Annotated in this window: 16 protein-coding genes and 3 tRNA genes; 11 read left to right on the top strand and 8 right to left on the bottom strand. The window is 66.4% G+C overall.

The genetic code is table 11. The features are described 5' to 3' along the window. The first annotated feature begins 82 nt into the window (after window positions 1–82). Both OC550_RS07980 and OC550_RS07975 read left to right on the top strand, forming a co-directional pair. Complete coding sequence (locus OC550_RS07980; RefSeq protein WP_262104949.1) at window positions 83–1,600, top strand: stealth family protein; 1,518 nt, start codon at window positions 83–85, stop codon at window positions 1,598–1,600. Beyond that, complete coding sequence (locus OC550_RS07975; protein WP_262104947.1) at window positions 1,597–5,073, top strand: CDP-glycerol glycerophosphotransferase family protein; 3,477 nt, start codon at window positions 1,597–1,599, stop codon at window positions 5,071–5,073. Before OC550_RS07980 ends, OC550_RS07975 begins: the two co-directional genes overlap by 4 nt. A 224-nt stretch (window positions 5,074–5,297) precedes the next feature. On the opposite strand, the gene OC550_RS22295 is transcribed toward OC550_RS07975, so the two are convergent. From OC550_RS22295 to OC550_RS07965, 3 genes are all read right to left on the bottom strand, one after another. Further along, window positions 5,298–5,444 carry a hypothetical protein gene (locus tag OC550_RS22295; protein ID WP_306556914.1) on the bottom strand — a complete coding sequence of 49 codons (147 nt, stop codon included), beginning with the start codon at window positions 5,442–5,444 and terminating at the stop codon, window positions 5,298–5,300. 69 nt (window positions 5,445–5,513) lie between these two features. Next, on the bottom strand, window positions 5,514–5,762 hold the full coding sequence (locus tag OC550_RS22290) for a hypothetical protein (RefSeq protein WP_306556913.1): 249 nt from the start codon (window positions 5,760–5,762) through the stop codon (window positions 5,514–5,516). A gap of 59 nt (window positions 5,763–5,821) precedes the next feature. Continuing rightward, window positions 5,822–5,894 (bottom strand) — tRNA-Arg (locus tag OC550_RS07965). Window positions 5,895–6,089: 195 nt separating this feature from the next. Here OC550_RS07965 and OC550_RS07960 point away from each other — a divergent pair. The 3 genes from OC550_RS07960 to ettA all read left to right on the top strand — a co-directional run bounded on the left by OC550_RS07960 (window position 6,090) and on the right by ettA (window position 8,920). Then, entirely contained in the window at window positions 6,090–6,641 is a 552-nt protein-coding gene (locus OC550_RS07960) for a single-stranded DNA-binding protein (protein WP_262104946.1), read from the top strand. A gap of 240 nt (window positions 6,642–6,881) precedes the next feature. Continuing rightward, window positions 6,882–7,166, top strand: coding sequence for a hypothetical protein (locus OC550_RS07955; protein ID WP_262104944.1), 285 nt, complete (start codon window positions 6,882–6,884; stop codon window positions 7,164–7,166). Window positions 7,167–7,237: 71 nt separating this feature from the next. Continuing rightward, entirely contained in the window at window positions 7,238–8,920 is a 1,683-nt protein-coding gene (ettA, locus tag OC550_RS07950) for an energy-dependent translational throttle protein EttA (RefSeq protein WP_262104942.1), read from the top strand. A 136-nt stretch (window positions 8,921–9,056) separates the two neighbouring features. Here ettA and OC550_RS07945 read toward each other — a convergent pair whose 3' ends face one another. Further along, on the bottom strand, window positions 9,057–9,959 hold the full coding sequence (locus tag OC550_RS07945; protein WP_262104940.1) for an acyl-CoA thioesterase II: 903 nt from the start codon (window positions 9,957–9,959) through the stop codon (window positions 9,057–9,059). 126 nt (window positions 9,960–10,085) lie between these two features. Here OC550_RS07945 and OC550_RS07940 point away from each other — a divergent pair, with 126 nt between their 5' ends. Further along, on the top strand, window positions 10,086–10,631 hold the full coding sequence (locus tag OC550_RS07940) for a thioesterase family protein (protein WP_262104938.1): 546 nt from the start codon (window positions 10,086–10,088) through the stop codon (window positions 10,629–10,631). 28 nt (window positions 10,632–10,659) lie between these two features. Next, complete coding sequence (locus OC550_RS07935) at window positions 10,660–11,313, top strand: hypothetical protein (RefSeq protein ID WP_262104936.1); 654 nt, start codon at window positions 10,660–10,662, stop codon at window positions 11,311–11,313. An 81-nt stretch (window positions 11,314–11,394) separates the two neighbouring features. Here the strand turns inward: OC550_RS07935 and OC550_RS07930 are convergent, their stop codons facing one another. The 4 genes from OC550_RS07930 to pepN form a co-directional block, all read right to left on the bottom strand. Continuing rightward, window positions 11,395–11,841: a globin gene (locus OC550_RS07930; protein ID WP_262106289.1), complete on the bottom strand. Its 447-nt coding sequence runs from the start codon at window positions 11,839–11,841 to the stop codon at window positions 11,395–11,397. A 170-nt stretch (window positions 11,842–12,011) separates the two neighbouring features. Then, window positions 12,012–12,497, bottom strand: a complete 486-nt coding sequence (locus tag OC550_RS07925) for an OsmC family protein (RefSeq protein WP_262104934.1) — start codon at window positions 12,495–12,497, stop codon at window positions 12,012–12,014. Between the two features lie 26 nt (window positions 12,498–12,523). After that, a complete protein-coding gene (locus OC550_RS07920) occupies window positions 12,524–14,503 on the bottom strand; it encodes a DUF6541 family protein (protein ID WP_262104932.1) in 1,980 nt (659 codons plus the stop codon). A 146-nt stretch (window positions 14,504–14,649) separates the two neighbouring features. Beyond that, entirely contained in the window at window positions 14,650–17,202 is a 2,553-nt protein-coding gene (gene pepN, locus OC550_RS07915) for an aminopeptidase N (protein ID WP_262106288.1), read from the bottom strand. A gap of 227 nt (window positions 17,203–17,429) precedes the next feature. On the opposite strand from pepN, the gene OC550_RS07910 reads away from it, so the two are divergent. From OC550_RS07910 to OC550_RS07895, 4 genes are all read left to right on the top strand, one after another. Next, window positions 17,430–17,903 (top strand): ribose-5-phosphate isomerase, encoded by a 474-nt coding sequence (locus OC550_RS07910; protein ID WP_262104931.1) that lies wholly within the window; start codon window positions 17,430–17,432, stop codon window positions 17,901–17,903. A 14-nt stretch (window positions 17,904–17,917) separates the two neighbouring features. Continuing rightward, on the top strand, window positions 17,918–18,829 hold the full coding sequence (locus OC550_RS07905) for an Fpg/Nei family DNA glycosylase (protein WP_262104929.1): 912 nt from the start codon (window positions 17,918–17,920) through the stop codon (window positions 18,827–18,829). 37 nt (window positions 18,830–18,866) lie between these two features. Continuing rightward, a tRNA-Gly gene (locus OC550_RS07900) sits at window positions 18,867–18,937 on the top strand. A gap of 110 nt (window positions 18,938–19,047) precedes the next feature. After that, a tRNA-Pro gene (locus tag OC550_RS07895) sits at window positions 19,048–19,120 on the top strand. Window positions 19,121–19,152 lie beyond the last annotated feature (32 nt).

The raw sequence follows: 19,152 nt of genomic DNA, 5'->3' as shown, positions 1-19,152 counted from the left end.
GTCAGGGGCATTGCTAGACTGTAACGGCTCTTCCGGGCAGGAGGGGCTCCCGCGGTGCTGAAAGGATTCTATGATCGCAGGAATGAAGGGGAAGGTCGCGCGCCTTCTGCCTCAGCCAGTCCTGCAGACGGCTTTCGATGTGATCGAGGGGCGCACCGCGGCCCAACGCGCTGTGGCCGGACGCATCGACAAGGCGCGCACGCACAGCGTCCGGGCCGGCCTGGAGCCGGGCTACGTCCCCCTAAGGACAGCAGGCGGAACCGTCCTGGCCAGGACGGTCCGGCAGTTTTCGGCGGTCGGCGCGGCCCAGGAGAATGCGGCGCTAGCGGCCGCCGCGGCCGAGTCCGCCGGAGTCGCGTATCGGCTGGAGCCCGGAGCGCCGGGCCGCGGACTCCGGCTGGTCGCTGCCGCCGAGGAACTTCCTTTGATTGCTCGTGAACTGCGGCATCTGGCAGAAACGCGGGCCGTCTATGCCGGCGGGAGGGGCGGGTCACCAGCCGGGCTCATCGGCAGCGTGGGCACTGATTCGTGGCCGCTGGAAGTCTTCGAGTACCGCTGCGCGGACGGCCTGGTCCTGTCCGGCAGCGAGCTGGCCTGCCACATCGGCCCCACCGGCGACACGCTTCCTCCGGCAGGGATGGACGAGGTCACCGATCCGGTCGACATCGTCTACACCTGGGTCGACGGGGAGGACCCCCGCTGGGCGCGGGAGCGGGAGGCCTCCTGGGCGCGGATCCATCCGGGAACCGTGAACCCGCACGCGGCCAACCCTGAGCGCTACCGCTCCCATGACGAACTGCGGTACTCCCTGCGCTCGGTCGACTACTACGCCCCCTGGGCCAACCGGATCTTCCTGGTGACGGCAGGCCAAGTGCCGCACTGGCTGGACACCGGCAACCCGCGGATCACCGTCGTCGACCACCGGGAAATCTTCCCGGCAGAGGCGCTGCCGACCTTCAACTCGCACGCGATCGAGGCCAGGTTGCATCGGGTTCCGGGACTGAGCGAGCATTTCCTCTACCTGAACGACGACGTATTCTTCGGGCGCCGGGTGGGCCCGGAACGGTTCTTCCATGGCAACGGCCTGGCCAAGTTCTTCCTCTCCGAACAGACGATCCCCGCCGGCGGAATTTCGGCGGCCGACTTGCCGGTGGACAGCGCGGCCAAGCGGAACCGCGCACTGCTGGAGGAACGGTTCGGCAGGACAGTGTCCTACAAGTTCAAGCACGCGGCCCACGCGCAGCGCGTGAGCACGCTGCAGCGGATCGAGCAGGACTTCCCCGCCGACCATGCCCGGACGACCCGTTCCCCGTTCCGGAGTCCGGAGGACATTTCCATTCCGTCGTCGCTGGCCCACTACTACGGTTACGGGATCGGCGCCGCAGTTCCCGGGACCATCGACTACCGATTCTGCGACATCTCGGAGGCCTCGGCCCCGGCGAAGCTGCTGCGTCTGCTGCGCAACCGGGATGCCGATGTATTTTGCCTCAACGAGACCGGTCCGGCCCGCGTCGCTCCCGAACGGCAGGACGCGATGCTGAACGACTTCCTGGACGCCTATTTTCCGGTGCCCGGTTCGTTTGAACTAGGAGAAGAATGAACACCCCCTCACTGATATCGAAGGTCAAGGCGAGGGCCGAGCAGGCGCTCGATCCGAGGTCCAATTCCGCACGGCGCGAACTTCATGAGCTCAGGGTCGTCCAGTCCGGGACCGCGGCTACAGTGGTGTTCACTCTGGCGCCCGGCGTGGCACCGTTGGCCATCTGGGCCCTCCACAGGGACGCGGGCTGGGTCCGCCTGGCCGACGTTGCCCGCGCCGCCCAGGCGCCGGGAAGCCGCGCGTCCACGGACGGCATGACTTACCAGGCCGAACTTGACCTGGAGCGTCTGGCGCAGGAGCTGCCGGACAAACTCGGTCCCGATTGGGCTGACGCGCCCGCTCCCGCGGAATCCGGCACTGCCGCCGAACCGGAAGGCACCGCCGTCGCGCTGTACATCGAGGTTGCCGCGGCCGCCGCCGACATCCCGCGCTATGGCCGCGATATCCGCTCCGACGAGGCAGGGGAGCCGCTGAAGTTCGCGGAATTCCGGCAGCTTCGCGACGAGGACGGGCCGGAGTTCCCCGCCGAATGGCGTGCCATGATCGGGCTCGGCCGCTTTATGGCGACACATGCCGGCCGGCTCGAGGCGGTGGACACCGGGAGCAATCGGGCCCAGCTCTACATCAACCGCAACGGCTATCTGGCGTTGGCCCTGAACCGGGTGTTGAAACCCTACAACGCGGTGTATGTCCACAAATTGTCCGTTGACCGCGGAGTCGTGAGCTTCACCGGACGGCTGGTGACCCGGCACGGGACGGCGTCCGGCGCCGACCTGGTGCTGGTCGGGCGGGACAGCGGATCGCGCTATTCGACGGCGGCTACCCTCCGGCTGGACGAGAAGGCCACCGCGAGGCGGTTCGGGCTGCGCGAGTACGGGTTCGAAGCGAAGCTGGACCTCGGGCCGTACCAGGACGAGCAGCTGGCGGGGGAGACCATCCTCGACGCCTGGCTCGAGGTCCAAGAAGACCCTGGCACCGAGCCGGTCCGGACCCGGATCGGCAAGACAAAGTACCTGACCCGCAAGATGTCGCGCGCCGGGTGGCAGCGGCGCGGCAAGAAGACCCTGCTGCTGACGCCCTACTACACGTTCAAGGCCAAGAAGACCTCGTTCCATGTGGAGCTGCTGGATTCCGGGGCCTTCGAACATCTGCGTCGCCGTACGCGGATTCCCCTCCAGCCGCAGCGGCGTCCGGGGAGCAAACCCGTCTGGCTGATCGGGGAGCGGCCCTACAAGGCCCAGGACACGGGCCTGCACTTCTTCCGCTACATGCGGGCGGAGCATCCGGAGATCGACGCCTACTATGTGATCGATCCGGAGTCGCCGGAGCGGCGCAATCTGGATGGCTTGGGGAACGTGGTGCCCTTCCGCTCCAAGCAGCATTTCGACCTCGCCCTGCGGGCCGAGCGGTTCATCGGTTCCCATCACCCGGATTTCCTGTATCCGACACGAATGCCGCAGTTCCGGCGGACGGTCGGCGGTGTCAAGGTATTCCTGCAGCACGGGGTCATGGGCACCAAATGGATGGTGCCGAATTACGGCAAGAAGTCCGCGGGGTTCGATACCGACGTGTTCATCGTCAGTTCGGACCGGGAAAAGGAGTACATCGTCGATGACTTCGAGTACCCGGCCAAAGACGTCGCCGTTACGGGCCTGTCGCGGTTTGACGCCCTGTTCGCCGGCGACGTCGCCGTGAAGAAGAACCAGGTCCTCATCATTCCTACCTGGCGGGACTGGTTGACGCGCCCGGAACTGTTCACCGAGTCCGAGTACTTCCAGCAGTGGAACGATCTGCTGCATGACCAGCGGCTGCGCGGCATGGCGGCCAAGCACGACGCCGAGATCATTTTCTGCCTGCACCCGAACATGCAGCAGTACCGCGGCTACTTTGCCGATGCTCCCGCCCGCGTGATCTCGCAAGGCGAGGTCGACGTGCAGCACCTGCTGAAGGAAAGCGCCGTCATGGTGACCGACTACTCCAGCGTCGGATTCGATTTCAGCTTCCTCGAAAAGCCCGTCCACTACTTCCAGTTCGACCGGGAGCGGTTCCTCGGACGCAAGGGATCGCACCTGGACCTGGACGCGGAACTTCCCGGCAAGATCGCCTTCGACGCGGATACCTTGCTCGGAGACCTCGAACGGTCGCTGGCATCGGGCTGCGTCATGACCGAGGAGTACGTCCGCCGCTCCCGCAGGTTCCTGAAATTCAAGGACCGCGACAACTCAGCGCGCATCTTCGAAGCCGTTCTCCATGCCAAGCCGGCCGAATCGCGGATCCGTAAGCTGGTCGACCCCGAGTTCGGCGAACGGGCCTTCGGCCGGTTCCGCCGCAGCCGCTTCTATTTCCCCACGATGCGGCGGTTCTACGCAGCCGCGCTGCGCCTGCCGATGGACGAGGACCTGATCGTCTTCGAGAGCGGGATCGGCAAGCAGTATGCGGACAGCCCGCGGTACATCTACGAGGAACTGGTCCGGAGGAATGACCCGCGGACCAAGGTGTGGGTCTACCGCGGCAAGCTGCCCGTAAAGGACGAACACACCAAGGTCATCAAACGGCTGTCGCCCCAGTATTACTGGTACCTCGCCCGGGCCAAGTACTGGGTCAACAACCAGAATTTCCCGTATTACATCCGCCGCCGCAAGGACGGCGTCATGATCCAGACCTGGCACGGCACACCATTGAAGCGGATGCTGCACGATCTGGACGAAGTCCACGGCCGGGACGAGGGGTACCTGGACCGCGTCAGCCAGGCCGTCCGGCAATGGAGCGTCCTGCTTTCGCCCAGCCCATACGCCACCTCGGCTTTCCGCAGCGCCTTCAAATTCGGCGGCCGGGTGCTGGAAACCGGCTATCCGCGCAATGATATCCTCGCCGACGAGTCCGCAACGAAGCAGGGTGCCGAAATCAAGCGGAAGCTGGGCATTCCGGAAGGCAAACGCGTGGTCCTCTATGCGCCGACCTTCCGCGACTCGCAAAGCAACGGCAAGGGCCGGTTCCATTTCGAGATGCCCTTCGATATGGAGACCTTCCACAAACGGCTTGGCTCGGACGCGGTGCTGCTGCTGCGCATGCACGTCCTGGTCAGCGGCAACATCGAGATTCCGGATAGCGCACGGGAATCGGTCCAGGACGTTTCCGGGTACCCGGAGATCCAGGAGCTGTACCTGGCCAGCGACGTCCTGATTACCGATTATTCGTCGGTCTTCTTCGATTTTGCCATCCTCCGTCGCCCCGTCGTCTTCTACGCCTACGACCTGGAGCTCTACCGGGACACGCTGCGCGGGTTCTATCTGGACTACAGCACCGAATTGCCGGGACCCGTCGTTGATTCCGAGGCCGGCCTTTACGCCGAGCTGGAGAAGGCTTTCCATGCAGATGCGGACCGCGATCAGCAGCTGGCGGCGTTCGTGGCGAAATTCGCGCCGCACGACGACGGCCACGCGACGGAACGCGTAGTCGACGAGCTGTTCTAGCACGAGCGGCTCGCGGATCCCGGGAGCCTCTCGCTTCCCGGGATCCCCGGTGCTGTGTTCCTGCCGGTCAGGCGCATCACCGGCGGCTACCTCGCGATGGACATGGCGGCAGCGTGCGGAAAATTTCTGTTCGGGATCATAGGCCGAATCGTGGATGCCACACTCGGCACCGGCGCTGCGGTTTTCCGCGCGCTGGAACTGCCGTCATGGCACGGATGGTTTTGCTACCCATCGAAGGAGACGAGCGCGTCGCCGAGAAGGTACTCGTTCCGGATGCGTACCAGCCCGGACATATACCTGGCTAGCACCAGCCGCTCCACCGCGCGGCCCAGCACGCCGAACGGCGCTGCGAACTCGACCCTTTCGGTCATCACAGTCTGCCCGCCGTCCTCCTCGAATTCATACGCGTGACGGAAGCTGCGGAAAGGTCCGCGGACCTGCTAGACAACAAACAGGTCCGGCGCCGACATGTGCGTAATCCGGCTCGTCATCCTGATCGGCAGCCCAAGATGCCACGCCCGCCAGGTGACCTGCTGGTCCAGCGAGATAAGTCCGGTCGTCACTCCGGCCACAGCCCGTTCCCTGGACCGGGCAAGGGAGGCGGCGTGCGCGTCAATGCTGCGCGACAAGTCGAAGAGTACGGACCTTTCGACCGTCGTCCGGGTCACGCACTCGAAGTAGACGCCCACGCGACGATTATCCCGCCGACGTGGGTGGAACCGTCAACTGCGCGGATCATGATCACAAGCGCCCCGGACAGGAATCGAACCTGCGACCAAGAGATTAGAAGGCTCCTGCTCTATCCGCTGAGCTACCGAGGCTTGGCGAAGCTCCGCCAGTCAGCAAGTTTATCCCGATCCTGCCGCGATCCCGAAAGCGGCACGGCTCTTCCTCCACAGGGCGGGCGATGTGCGAATAGTCCACAGACGCTGGGGGCAGCATGGTCTGCCGGCGTCGCCGCGAACAGACTGATCTTGCCGGCAACAGGGCCGGCAGGAACGGAAGAGGGCTGGACGATGACCGAGTACATTACGGTCCGCGGTGTTGTCGGAACAGAAGTGGAAGCAGGACTGACCAACGGCGGGACACAGACCGCCAACTTCAGGCTGGCGTCCTCGGAGCGCCGTTTGGAGAAGGACCAATGGGTGGACAAATCGACCAACTGGTACCGCGTGGAGGCTTACCGCTACCTGGCGCAGAACATTGCCCACAGCCTGAAGAAAGGCGACCGGGTGATCGTCACCGGCAAACTGAGGCTACGCCAGTGGGTCAGGGAGGATGGCCATCAGGTCACGTCACCGGAAATCGATGCGGAGTCGATCGGCCACGACCTCAAGTGGGGAACGGCAAAATATGCGCGCAACGTTGCCCGCGGTTCCGGTGCCCAGGGCGACGGCGATACTGCTGCCCGGCCGGTCTTCGCCGGGGACGGGCAGTCGCCCCAAGAGGCGCACGCCTCCGCTGCCCACTCCTGGGACCTGGGTGCGGGGGAGCCGCCGGAGGAGGAGCCGCAGGACGACGAGTACATCACGGAGGAGGCTGAGAGCCCCATGCGGGCCGCCGGTTAACGCATCTACTTGGCATGAAACAATGGCGGCGTGACCCATCAGCGATCTCTCCCAGCATCCGTTCGTCTTGGCCGTCTAGCGGGTGCGGCGGCAGTCTGCCTCGCTCTTGCTGCCTGTTCGACCGGCTCGGAGTTGCCTGGACCGGCGGCGTCCGGCGACCCCGGGCCGGGTCCTGCCCCAACGTCGGAATCGGGGCAGGACGCGGGCACGGATACAGCCGAAGCGGAGTCCGCTGTGAAGGTGTCCGAACGCAAAGTCCGTGCCGAGCTCGAAGACCTGGCGGGCGCAACACCCAAGCCCACCAGGGAGCAGATGGTTGCCGCCCTTACCAAGGCCGGGTTCAAGAAGTCCGCGGTGGAGGTGTCCGCCGATATCACCCCTACCGGCCTGGCGGTCGACGCCATCGAAGCTGCCGCCCCGGTCGACGGCGACTGCATCGTGGGCCAGGTACGGGACGGCAAGGTGGCAATCTCGGTTCTGCCGGTCCTCGACAGCGGCAAGTGCTTCGTCGGAGGCGCCGCCTAGCAGCAGCGCCCGCCATCATGCCGACGGCCGCGAATATGTGTTCTGGCGGCGCACCCACTAGCCTTGTGGGCATGGCGGAATTCATTTACACAATGACCAAGGCCCGCAAGGCCGTTGGTGACAAGGTCATCCTCGATGACGTGAGTATGTCCTTTTTCCCGGGCGCCAAGATCGGCGTCGTGGGCCCGAACGGCGCGGGCAAGTCCACGATCCTGAAAATCATGGCCGGACTCGACACGCCGTCCAACGGCGAAGCGCGGCTGAGCCCGGGCTACAGCGTCGGGATCCTGCTCCAGGAACCGCCGCTGAACGAAGAGAAGACCGTACTGGGCAACGTCCAGGAAGGCGTCGGCGAAATCTACGCCAAGATCCAGCGGTTCAACCAGATCTCGGAAGAGATGGCCGCGCCGGATGCGGATTACGATGCCCTGCTGGAAGAGATGGGCAAGCTGCAGGAAGCCATCGACGCTGCCGACGCCTGGGACCTTGATTCCCAGCTGGAGCAGGCCATGGACGCCTTGCGCTGCCCGCCGCCGGATGCTGACGTCACCGTGCTCTCCGGTGGTGAGCGGCGCCGCGTGGCGCTGTGCAAGCTCCTGCTCCAGAAGCCGGACCTGCTCCTGCTCGACGAGCCCACCAACCACCTTGACGCCGAAAGCGTCCTCTGGCTGGAGCAGCACCTGAAGTCCTACGCCGGTGCAGTCCTCGCGGTCACCCACGACCGGTACTTCCTGGACCACGTTGCGGAATGGATCGCTGAAGTGGACCGCGGCCATCTGTACCCCTATGAAGGCAACTACTCCACGTACCTGGAGAAGAAGCGCGCCCGACTGGAAGTCCAGGGCAAGAAGGACGCCAAGATGGCCAAGCGTCTCTCCGAGGAACTGGAGTGGGTCCGTTCCAACGCCAAGGGCCGCCAGACCAAGTCGAAGGCCCGCCTGGCCCGGTATGAGGAAATGGCCGCCGAGGCGGACCGGACCCGGAAGCTGGATTTCGAAGAGATCCAGATTCCACCGGGACCGCGCCTGGGCTCGCTGGTTGTCGAGGGAAAGAACCTGCAGAAGGGCTTCGACGACCGCCAGCTGATCGACGGGCTGTCTTTCTCCCTGCCGCGCAACGGCATCGTCGGTGTTATCGGGCCCAACGGTGTGGGTAAGACGACGCTGTTCAAGACGATCGTCGGCCTCGAGGAACTCGACGGCGGCGAGCTGCGGATCGGCGACTCGGTCAAGATCTCGTACGTGGACCAGAGCCGCGGCGGCATCGACCCGAACAAGACCCTGTGGGAGGTCGTTTCCGACGGCCTCGACCACATCCAGGTCGGCCAGGTTGAAATGCCCTCGCGCGCCTACGTCTCGGCCTTCGGGTTCAAGGGCCCGGACCAGCAGAAGAAGGCGGGCGTGCTCTCCGGCGGTGAGCGGAACCGCTTGAACCTGGCGCTGACCCTGAAGCAGGGCGGCAATCTGCTGCTGCTCGATGAGCCTACCAACGACCTCGACGTCGAAACGCTCTCCAGCCTCGAAAACGCGCTGCTGGAATTCGCCGGCTGCGCCGTGGTGATCTCCCACGACCGCTGGTTCCTTGACCGGGTGGCCACCCACATCCTCGCCTACGAAGGCACCGAAGAGGAGCCGGCCAGCTGGTACTGGTTCGAGGGCAACTTCGAGTCCTACGAACAGAACAAGATCGACCGGCTTGGAGCCGACGCCGCCAAGCCGCACCGGGTGACCCACCGGAAACTGACCCGCGACTGACGGACCGCCAGGTTCGCTGAAGAAGGAGGGGACAGCCGGCGCTGGACAGCGCCGGCTGTCCCCTCCTTCGTTAAGCCGGCCCCTCACCCGTTAATTCCTCCCGGCAGTGAGCCAGGCGTTGGCTTCGGCGGGGGAGTCAGGCATCCAGCGCGTCCGTGGGGACGCGCATCATGCCCTCCTGCGCTACCGTCGCGACCAGTTCTCCCGATCGGCTGAAGACGCGGCCCACCCCGAGCCCGCGGGCGCCGGAGGCACTGGGCGAGTTCTGCACGTACAGCAGCCATTCGTCGGTCCGGAACGGCCGGTGCCACCACATCGCATGGTCCAGGCTGGCGAACTTCATCCCGGGGCTGATCCACGCGATGCCGTGCGCCCGGAGGATCGGCTCGAGCAACGTGTAGTCGCTCGCGTAGGCGAGGGCAGCCCGGTGCAGGTCAGGATTGTCCGGCAGCGGCCCCTTGGCCTTCATCCAGACCGAATTCGTGGGTGTGTGTTCCCCTTTGGCGCTGATGTACAGCGGGCTTTGGACATGACGGATGTCGAATGGCCGCTGGAAGGCCCATTGCTGCGCGATGGGGTGGTCGAACTCGCCCAGCAGGTCCGCGGTGCTCGGGAGCGACTCCGGATCGGGAACGCCTTCGGGGAACGGCTCCTGGTGGTCGAGCCCGGGCGCGGGTGTCTGGAAGGAGGCGATCATGGACAGGATCGGCACGCCGTTCTGGTAGGCATGCGTCCTCCGCGCGGAGAAGGAGCGTCCGTCCCGCAGCCGCTGCACGCCGAACGTGATCGGCTCGTTCGCGTCGCCCGGCCGGAGGAAGTAACCGTGCATGGAGTGGATTTCCCGGTCAGCGCTGACGGTGCGGACGGCGGCAAGAATCGACTGCGCCAGGACTTGGCCGCCAAAGACGCGCCCATGGGGCTGCGGTTCGGAGATGCCGACGAAGATCTCCTCGTCGGTGCGGGCGCCTTCCGCCTCGGACAGGTCCAACAGCTTCAGCAGTCCTGCTACTGGATTGGTGCGTTGCTCAGAAGCAGTCATCAAGTCTCCTTGCGGTGTTACCCCGCGGTAGTAACGGGCTGGCTTCGAGCCTAGTTACTCCCCGGGCACTGCTCAACCGACCGCCGCGGTTCGCGCCGCGGAAAGCGAACCTGAGAAGATGGGACCATGGCCCACGAAACACGGTTCCCCATCCAGCTTCGCTTCAGTGACATCGATTCCTACGGGCACGTGAACAACGTGACGTTCCTGAGCCTGCTGGAGACCGCGCGGGTGCAGTTGCACAATCTGCCTCCGGCGGGCGCGGCCGGGTACGACGGCGAGGACTCCGGGACAGGCGGCAGCCTCCCGTCGGGCGCTGAGGGCAATGCGGCCGGAAGCGCATCATTGCGGGATCTGGCCGGGGCCGGCAACTACACGCTGGTGGGCCGGCAGGAGATCGAGTACCTGGCGCCGCTGCTGTACCGTCCGGAGCCCATACACGTCGGCGTCCGGGTGACCGATATCGGACGTTCCAGCTTCGAGCTGGGCTACACGGTGGCCGAGCAAGACGAGTCGACGGTCTACGCGGTCGCGGCCACGACCATGATCCTCGCCAGCCGCGAGACCGGCCGCCCGGTGGCCCTGCCGGAGGCGTACCGGCAGTCGCTGGAACAGTACAGGGGCGCCGAAGTAGCCTTCCGGCGTCGTTTGCGGCAGTCCGCAGGTGCGTGACGGCGTGGTCCGGACCGCAAGCCTTACCATGGCGGACCCGCAGGTTGCCGCCGATTTCCGCACGTTCACCAGCCGGGCACGTCGCATCAATGATGGCGCGGTCCATCTGCAAGCGTGGGGCCAGGTGCTGGCGGCCTACGTGTGCATCATGAAGCCGTCGACGCTGGGGGAGGCGACACCCACCATCCTGGGCCTGCGCACCATGGGCCTCGGGGTGCCGGCGGATGCCGAGGCTACGGTGTCGCTCGCGGCGGTGGCGGACCGGCTGGCGCGGATGGACGGCAGTGAAGTGGTGCTGCCCGTGCCGCCGATGGAGGTCCGCGAGTCGTGGACCGGCGTGCTGCCGCCGCGTTCGGGCTGGGAACCGGCTGGATCGGTCGCGGCGGATATCCTCGGCGACGCGGCGACGGCGGGGATTGCCGAGGTGTCCCGGACGGTGCCGGCGAACCCTGGACAACTGATGGTCAACACGGCCCGGAACGCGGTCTGGGGCCGGGATCTCGAACTGCCGACGGGGACAGGGATCGCGGGCGGCATTCCCGCCGGGGCTGCATTCGCTGCGTTCTCGCTCGGCTTCCTGGGCCCGGAACCCGCCATGCTGTTCGGTAACGGACGCTGGCTGCGGCTCAGCACATCACGGGGGCACGTTCTGGCGCGCCGGGCGGTGTCGCTGCAGGACTGAGCCGGCGCAGGAGGCTGATCCCGGACTGACGGCTCCGTCCCGCAGGGGTTGGCCAGGACGGGCGGGTCGGGTTCGGCCTGGCTAGGCGCTGTTGACCATGGAGTGGGCGGCGCGTTCGAAGTAGTCCCAGAGCGTCTGCTCGTACAGCGGCGGCAGCTCGAGCGAATCCACGGCTTTGCGCATGTGGTGCAGCCAGCGGTCGCGCGCCTCGAAATCCACCTTGAACGGGTTGTGCCGCATGCGCAGCCGGGGGTGGCCGCGCAGCTGGCTGTAGGTACCCGGGCCGCCCCAGTACTGCTCGAGGAACATTCGCATCCGCTCTGCGGCGGGACCGAGGTCTTCCTCCGGATACATCGGCCGCAGGACCTCGTCCTCGGCGATGCCTTCGTAGAAGACGTCCACGAGCTTCACGAACGTTTCGTGGCCGCCGACGGCGTCATAAAAGTTGTCCGTGTATTCAGGCTGCGTGAAGGCCTTGGCAGCGGCCGGTGTCGGAGTGAGCGTGGCGAGCGGCCGGCCGAGCCCGATCTGCCCCGGTGCGGCAGGGGAGGTCGTCCCGGAGGGAACAGGGGTGGGTTCAACGCCGTGCTGCTGTTCGGTCATCGTGCTCCTAGCGCGGTCGGGGTGCGTGCTTCCATTCTTCCAACCGGTTGCGGGGTCCGCGAATTCCCGGACCCCGCAACCGGTAGGCCTCCCGGTCAGCGGGTTCCCTGTGCTGTACGGACGCTGGGCTGATGGTGGACGGGGAAGTTGACCGAGCGGGCTATGAAGCAGAGCTTGTTGGCGTCCGCATGCAACCGCCGCGCCAACTCGCTTTGGTCCGGATCGCTGATAGTCACGGTCGGGCGGAGCGTGGCGGACGTCATTTCCCCGCTGCCGTCGCGGTTCACATGCAGGATCGCCTCGGCGTCGTCCGTGTATTCGGTAACCAGGAGCCCGTGGTTCACGGCAACGTGGAGGTAGGACAGCATGTGGCATTGCATCAGCGCGGTCAGCAGCAGCTGTTCAGGGTTCCAGCGGTCCTTGTCGCCGTGGAATACCGGGTCGGCCGTCCCGGGAAGGTCCGGCAGGCCGGCCGCCCGGACGATGTGGTCCCTGCCGTAGCCGCGGTAGCTCGACGTGCCGGTGCCCCGGTTGCCGGTCCATTGAAGGGACACGTGGTAGCGATGATTGCTGAGGTCCATGCCTCCATTCAACCAGCCCGCGGCGATCAGCGGCAGGCCGTGATGCGGTACAGTGCTGCGGTTCCGCTGGCATCGAGAAGCTGGAACCCCTGCGTGTAGTCGACCTGGCGGAATCCGGTCCACTGGCGGCCCTCGATCTTCCGATGTGCGGGGGCGGCGCTGTCCGCGTACACGTACTCCGCCCCGATCCGCTCCAGTGCGTCGCAGACCTGGGGATCGGTCAGGATGTCCTGGAAGTGGTGCCGCAGGTATTCCTCGTCCTTGGTTCCCTTGTTGGCCACCATCTGCGGGAAGACGACGTGCCGTCCGGTCAGCGCGTACAGGTAGGGGAGGCCGTTGAACGGGTCGCCGATGACGACGGCATCGGCCGGCAGATCGTCCCTGAGCGACCGCATGAAGTCCTCTTCGCCGGCGGACAGGGATCGGCCCTGCGGACGAGGTTCCACGGAGTAGGGGGCTTCGCTGGCGTTGTAGCGCTGCAGGTAGCGGAAGTCTCCGGTGGCTGGATAAATCACGGCGAGGACGGCGACTCCCACGAGCCCGGCCGCCAGGTGCTGGCGGCCCGGCGTGCTGTTAAGGGCCGCAACAGGCTTGACCAGGAACCTTCCGGCCACCGCCAGGGCGAGGGCGGCAAACACCGCTCCCAGCATCAGCACGAGCGGCAGGATCCTGGCCGGTTCCTTGTACCAGAATCCCGCCAGCCAGCGGAACGGCTTCTCGTCCCCGGCGGCCAGCACGAAGATGATGCCGGCGAAGGCCATGCCGGCGACCGCAGGCCTGGCCCGTTTGCTCCACAGGGCGATGATGGTGCCGGCCACCATGAGGACCGCGATCGGGTAGTTATAGGAGCCCGGTACAGAGAACCGATGGTCCGGCTGGTTCGGCAGGTCGAAGACGGCCCAAAGGACTGCCTCCTGCCATGGCGCATACGGATTGCGCGGGTAGTTGATGACGCCCTCGAGCACGTTCGAACGCGCCAGGAACAGGGACATCCCGACGAGAAGGAGGACCGTAACAGCGGCCCAGCCCAGGCCGCTGCGCCGGTCGCGCTGCCATTCGCGCCAGATGGCCAGGACGACGAATCGGAGCATATAAACGCCGGCCAGCACGAGCAGCGCAAACAGGGCCGAGGGATGGATCCAAATGGTCCCGGCTGTCACCAGCAGCAGCGCCAGCAACTCGATCACGATTCGGCGCCGCCTCCCGGCCTGGGGAGCGCGGAACTGCATCTGGATGCCGAGGGCCAGGACCGCGGGCACGAGCGCTGTCGCGAAGGCGGCCGGCCATTGGCCCTTCGTTCCGATCTGCAGGTACGGGAAGGCGAGCAGTGCCGAGCCGACCAGCGGGGAGAGCACCATGACGGCCGGAAGCATCGGGAACAGCGCCTTGCCGAGGTATGCCAGCGAGACCGGCCAAATGACGGCGGCGATGATGATGCAGGCGACGTTGCCCGCGACGACGACATCCCCCGGAGCCAGCGACACCAGGGCATGCCATCCCGTCGGGTAGAACGACGGCGTTCCGCCGCCGAAGATCGGGAGCACGCTCCAGGGACTGGCCTGCCCGTTCTCCTTGATCCATTCGAGGACGTTGACATGGTAGGTGGGATCCCAACCCTGCGACACCAAGCCGGGCGCACCCATCCCGGCCATCATGGTGGAGGCGATGATGACGGCGGCGGCAGCCAGGGTGCAGCCGGCCAGCACCTTGACCGGTCGCGGCAGGGGATTCTCCTGCTCCGGAGCAGGAGGTCGGACCAACCGGCCCACGAGGAAGGCCGCGGCGACCGAGACGAGGGCGGCCGCCGCCGCGCTGGCCGGCGTCCAGCGGATGCCGGTGAAGAGGCAGGCCATGGTCCCCAGCGCCGCGACGGCAGCCGACGCGGCAGGCGCGAGGGCGAGGGATTGGTACGTTGCAAGCCGCAGCCCCCGGAGGACCAGGAATCCAGGCAGATAGAAGGCCGCCAGGAGGGCCAGTGCGGGAAGCAGCGCATCAAGCCAGGTCACTGATTAAGTCCCTTCGGTTCATCCGGACATGACCGCACACACGGCAAATCGTGCCGAAATTGAAGGGGTTTCACAATGGGCCAGTCTAGACAGAACATGCCTGCCGCGGCTCATCCGCGGCAGGCATGTTGCCGGCCCCCGGGGGGCTAGCGGTCCGCGGCCTGCGCGCGCAGGGCGCGGACGATGCCGTCCCTGTTCTCCAGGACCAGGCGGCGCAACGACGGCGATTCGGAGCCAAGCTGGCCGAGGAACTCATCGGTCAGCCCGATAGTCTCCTCACTCGTCAGGAGGGAGGGGTAAAGGCCGACGGCGATCTGCTGGGCGATCTCGTGCGTCCGGGTGTTCCACACGTCCTTGACCGCGGCGAAGTAAGCGGCCGCGTACGGCTCGAGCAGCGTCCGGTCATGGACGCGGTTGAAGCCGGCGATGATGGACTGCTGCGTCGCGTTGGGCAGGTCCGTTTTCACGACGACGGCATTCCAGGCCTCCGCCTTGGCGCTCGCCGTGGGAATGGCGGCCTTCGCGAGGGCAGCGGCGCGGGCTCCGGTTGCCGTGGAGTCGCGGGCCAGTTCGGCGTCGATCTCGGCCTGGCCGAATTCGCCGCCGGCGACGAGCGACGTGAGCAGTTCCCAGCGCAGGTCCGCATCCACGGTCAGCCCCGGAAGCGTGCGCTCGCCCGAAAGCAGGGCGGCGACGGTCTCCAGGTGGGCGGACGAGCGGGCGTGGGCGGCGAAGGCCTTGACGAACTGGAGCTGGTTGTCGGAACCGGCCTCGGCGCCGTCGCTCAGTTCCCAGAGCCGCTGCGCCGTGCGGCCGGTCAGCTCGTCGCGGTGGTCCGGGTTGACGTAGAAGGCCAGAGTGGTGGCGAGCTGGCGCAGCAGCACCATCACCACGGAGGAGTCCGTCTCGTGCGCGATGTTGTTCAGCACCAGCTCGACGTACTCCCGGGCCGGGCTCTCGCCGTCGCGGGTCGCATCCCACGCCGAGGCCATCACCAGGGTCCGGGGCAGGGACTGGCTGATGTCCTTCAACCTCGCGGTGGATGTGGCCAGCGACTTCTCGTCCAGCCTGATTTTGGCGTAGGCGAGGTCGTCGTCGTTGAGCAGCACCAGGTCGGGCCGGGGCAGCCCCTCCAGCGCCGGGACCTTGGTCCGCTCGCCGTCGACGTCGAGCTCCTCGCGGTGGGTGCGCACCAGCTTGCCCTCCGTGTCGGAGGTGTAGAAACCGACGGCAAGGCGGTGCGGGCGGATGGTGGGGAAGTCCGGGACCGCGGACTGGAGGATCGCGAACGAGGTGATGGTGCCGCCGTCGTCCGTTTCAATCTCCGGGCGGAGCGTGTTGACCCCGGCCGTCTCCAGCCACTTGGCCGACCATTCCTTCAGATCGCGCCCGCTGGAGGCCTCGAGCTCGGTGAGCAGGTCCGCCAGCTCCGTGTTGGTCCAGGCATGCTTGTGGAAGTATTCGCGCACGCCGGCCATAAACTCCTCCTGGCCCACCCACGCCACCAGCTGGCGCAGCACGGAGGCGCCCTTGGCGTAGGTGATGCCGTCGAAGTTGACCTGGACGTCCTCCAGGTCCTTGATTTCGGCGACGATCGGATGGGTGGAGGGCAGCTGGTCCTGGCGGTAGGCCCACGACTTCTCCATCGAGGCGAAGGTGGTCCAGGCCTGCTTCCACTCGGTGGCCTCGGCGGCGCAGAGCGTGGACATGAACTCGGCGAAGGACTCGTTCAGCCACAGGTCGTTCCACCAGCGCATGGTGACGAGGTCGCCGAACCACATGTGCGCAAGCTCGTGCAGGATCGTGATGGCCCGGCGCTCCACCATGGCGTCCGTCGGCCGGGAGCGGAAGACATAGTTCTCCAGGAAGGTGACCGCCCCGGCGTTCTCCATGGCGCCCGCGTTGAACTCCGGCACGAACAGCTGGTCGTATTTGGTGAACGGGTAGGGCCTGCCGAACTGCTTCTCGAAGAACTCGAAGCCCTGCCGGGTGAGCTCGAAGATGTTCTCCGCGTCCATGTACTGCATGAGGGACTTGCGCGCGAAGACGCCGAGCGGGATCGTCCGGCCGTCCGAGCTCGTGAGTTCGCTGCGCACGGACTGGTACGGGCCGGCGATGAGCGCGGTGACGTAGGAAGAGATGGGCGGGGTCGGTTCGAACGACCAGGTTGACCGCTCGATCCCGTCCGGGGCAGTGCCGGCGGGCACGGAGGCCGGCGTGGGGGAGTTCGAGACGACATCCCAGTGCGACGGGGCGGTCACGGTGAACCGGAAGGCCGCCTTCAGGTCCGGCTGCTCGAACACGGCGAACATGCGCCGCGAGTCCGGCACCTCGAACTGGGAGTACAGGTAGACCTCGTTGTCCACCGGGTCCACGAAGCGGTGCAGCCCCTCGCCGGTGTTCATATACAGCGCATCGGCCTCGATCACCAGTTCGTTGGACTCGGCGAGCCGGGGCAGCTGGATGCGCACGCCGTCGGAGACCTCGGCAGGATCAAGGTCGACGCCGTTGAGCCTCACCTTGTGCACCGTGTCGGTCACGGCATCGATGAAGCTGGAAGCGCCGGCTGAGGCGGAGAACCGCACGACCGTAGTCGATCCGAACACCTTGGCGCCCCGGGTGAGGTCCAAGGTGACGTCGTAGGATTCGACGTCCAGCAGGCCCGCACGCTCGCGGGCCTCGTCACGGGTGAGATTCAAACCTGGCACGGTGGGGCCTCCAAAGTCGGACTGGGACGGGACAGGGTTGTTCACGCCGATACGTGAAAGAACCCTTGAATAATAGGGCCATTCTCTCACTTTCCGCTCCGGAGGCCACCAGATGATGGAATGTGTCCCCGCCGCGGGCGGGCCCGGGGTCGGCCCGACGGAGGGGTGACCTAGTAGGCTTGAAGCCGAATTCTCCCCCTGACCGACGAAGGATCTCCATGCGCGTCCACATAGCCACCGACCATGCCGGCCTGGAACTGAGCCACCACCTGATCGAGCACCTGGGCGGGAAGGGCTATGAGGTCATCGACCACGGTCCCAAGGAATACGACGCCGAGGACGACTACCCCTCGTTCTGCATCAACGCCGCGCTCGCCGTCGTGGCGGACCAGTCCGCGGGGGCCGAGGCCCTCGGCATCGTGCTGGGCGGCTCGGGCAACGGCGAGCAGATCGCGGCGAACAAGGTCAAGGGCATCCGCGCCGCCCTGGCCTGGAACCTGGAAACGGCCAAGCTGGCGCGCGAACACAATGACGCGAACGTCGTGGCCGTCGGCGGCCGGCAGCACAGCGTAGAAGAGGCCACGGCCATCATCGAGGCTTTCCTCGCGGAGCCGTTCAGCAATGCGGACCGCCATGTGCGCCGCATCGGCAAGATCGCACATTACGAAGAGACCGGCGAGGTCCTCGACTAGAGGCGCAGCCCGACATGCCTGAAGGCCACTCCATCCACCGGCTCGCCGCGCAGTTCGATTCCGTCTTCGCGGGCCGGACCCTCGCCGTGAGCAGTCCTCAGGGCCGCTTCGCCGCCGGTGCGGCGCTGATCGACGGGCATAAGCTGGAGGCGGCACGGGCGCACGGCAAGCAGCTGTTCCTGCAGTTCTCCAACGCCCTCATCCTGCGAGTGCATCTCGGCCTCTACGGGGCCTGGGATTTCGGCGGGGACAGCACTTTCCGCGGTGCCTCGAGTATCGGTGCGCCGCGCCGCGTGGGAGAGCGGGAAACGTACGACGGCGGCGCTCCGGCCGTGTACGAGGGTCCGCCCGCGCCTGTGGGCCAGGTCAGGGCGAGGCTGGTGTCGGACCACGGCTGGGCCGACCTGCGGGGCCCCACCGCGTGCGAGGTCATCACCGAAGCCGAGCGGGACGCCGTCGTTAAGAAGCTGGGACCGGACCCGCTGCACCCGGACTCCGACCCGCAGCAGTTCGTCCGGCGGCTCACGGCGAAGGGGAGCGCGGCCGGCATCCTGCTGATGGACCAGACGGTGGTCGCCGGTGTCGGCAATATCTACCGGGCCGAGAGCCTGTTCCGGCAGGGCATCAGCCCTTGGGCGGCGGGGAAGTCCCTCTCCGAAGGGCAGGCGCTCGACCTGTGGCGGGACCTCGTGGTGCTCCTGGGGGACGGCGTGCGGGACGGCCGCATCGTGACGACCAGGCCGGCCCACCGGGCCGACCCCGTGGGCCCCGCATCGCCGGAGGACGCCCACTACGTCTACCAGCGGCAGGGGCTTGCCTGCCGGGTCTGCGGCGCCGCGGTGCGGCTCGAGGACATGGGCGGACGGAAGCTCTACTGGTGTCCGGGCTGCCAGCTGCCAGGGCTGACAGCCGCAGCTGATTTGTGAACCAGGCGGGACGTCGTGCTAGAGTTTTCAACGTCCTGGGGATGTAGCTCAATGGTAGAGCCTCAGTCTTCCAAACTGATTACGCGGGTTCGATTCCCGTCATCCCCTCTGCGCGAAAAGGCGGGTCCGCAAGGGCCCGCCGTTTTTGTGTACGCGGCTTTTGGCCGCATGGAATTGTGCACGGGCACGGCTTTGGCCGTAGACTTGCCTGTGCACTACGGGGCGTAGCGTAGTGGCTAGCGCGCCTGCTTTGGGAGCAGGAGATCGCAGGTTCGAGTCCTGTCGCCCCGACTCTGTATGTGTGGTGCAGATCCCATCCAATA

This window comes from Arthrobacter sp. Marseille-P9274 (assembly GCF_946892675.1).
In the GTDB taxonomy this organism is placed as follows: Bacteria; Actinomycetota; Actinomycetes; order Actinomycetales; family Micrococcaceae; genus Crystallibacter.
The sequence above is the reverse complement of the archived record's forward strand: the minus strand, read 5'-3'. Positions and strand labels throughout refer to the sequence as shown.

Bases quoted from the DNA above. Each gene is read 5' to 3' on its own strand.
- OC550_RS07905 (WP_262104929.1), top strand. From the start codon at position 17,918: ATGCCTGAAGGCCACTCCATCCACCGGCTCGCCGCGCAGTTCGATTCC.
- OC550_RS07935 (WP_262104936.1), top strand. From the start codon at position 10,660: ATGGCGGACCCGCAGGTTGCCGCCGATTTCCGCACGTTCACCAGCCGG.
- OC550_RS22295 (WP_306556914.1), bottom strand. From the start codon at position 5,444: ATGACCGAAAGGGTCGAGTTCGCAGCGCCGTTCGGCGTGCTGGGCCGC.
- OC550_RS07910 (WP_262104931.1), top strand. From the start codon at position 17,430: ATGCGCGTCCACATAGCCACCGACCATGCCGGCCTGGAACTGAGCCAC.
- OC550_RS07980 (WP_262104949.1), top strand. From the start codon at position 83: ATGAAGGGGAAGGTCGCGCGCCTTCTGCCTCAGCCAGTCCTGCAGACG.
- OC550_RS07940 (WP_262104938.1), top strand. From the start codon at position 10,086: ATGGCCCACGAAACACGGTTCCCCATCCAGCTTCGCTTCAGTGACATC.
- ettA (WP_262104942.1), top strand. From the start codon at position 7,238: ATGGCGGAATTCATTTACACAATGACCAAGGCCCGCAAGGCCGTTGGT.
- OC550_RS07960 (WP_262104946.1), top strand. From the start codon at position 6,090: ATGACCGAGTACATTACGGTCCGCGGTGTTGTCGGAACAGAAGTGGAA.
- OC550_RS07945 (WP_262104940.1), bottom strand. From the start codon at position 9,959: ATGACTGCTTCTGAGCAACGCACCAATCCAGTAGCAGGACTGCTGAAG.
- OC550_RS07925 (WP_262104934.1), bottom strand. From the start codon at position 12,497: ATGGACCTCAGCAATCATCGCTACCACGTGTCCCTTCAATGGACCGGC.
- OC550_RS07975 (WP_262104947.1), top strand. From the start codon at position 1,597: ATGAACACCCCCTCACTGATATCGAAGGTCAAGGCGAGGGCCGAGCAG.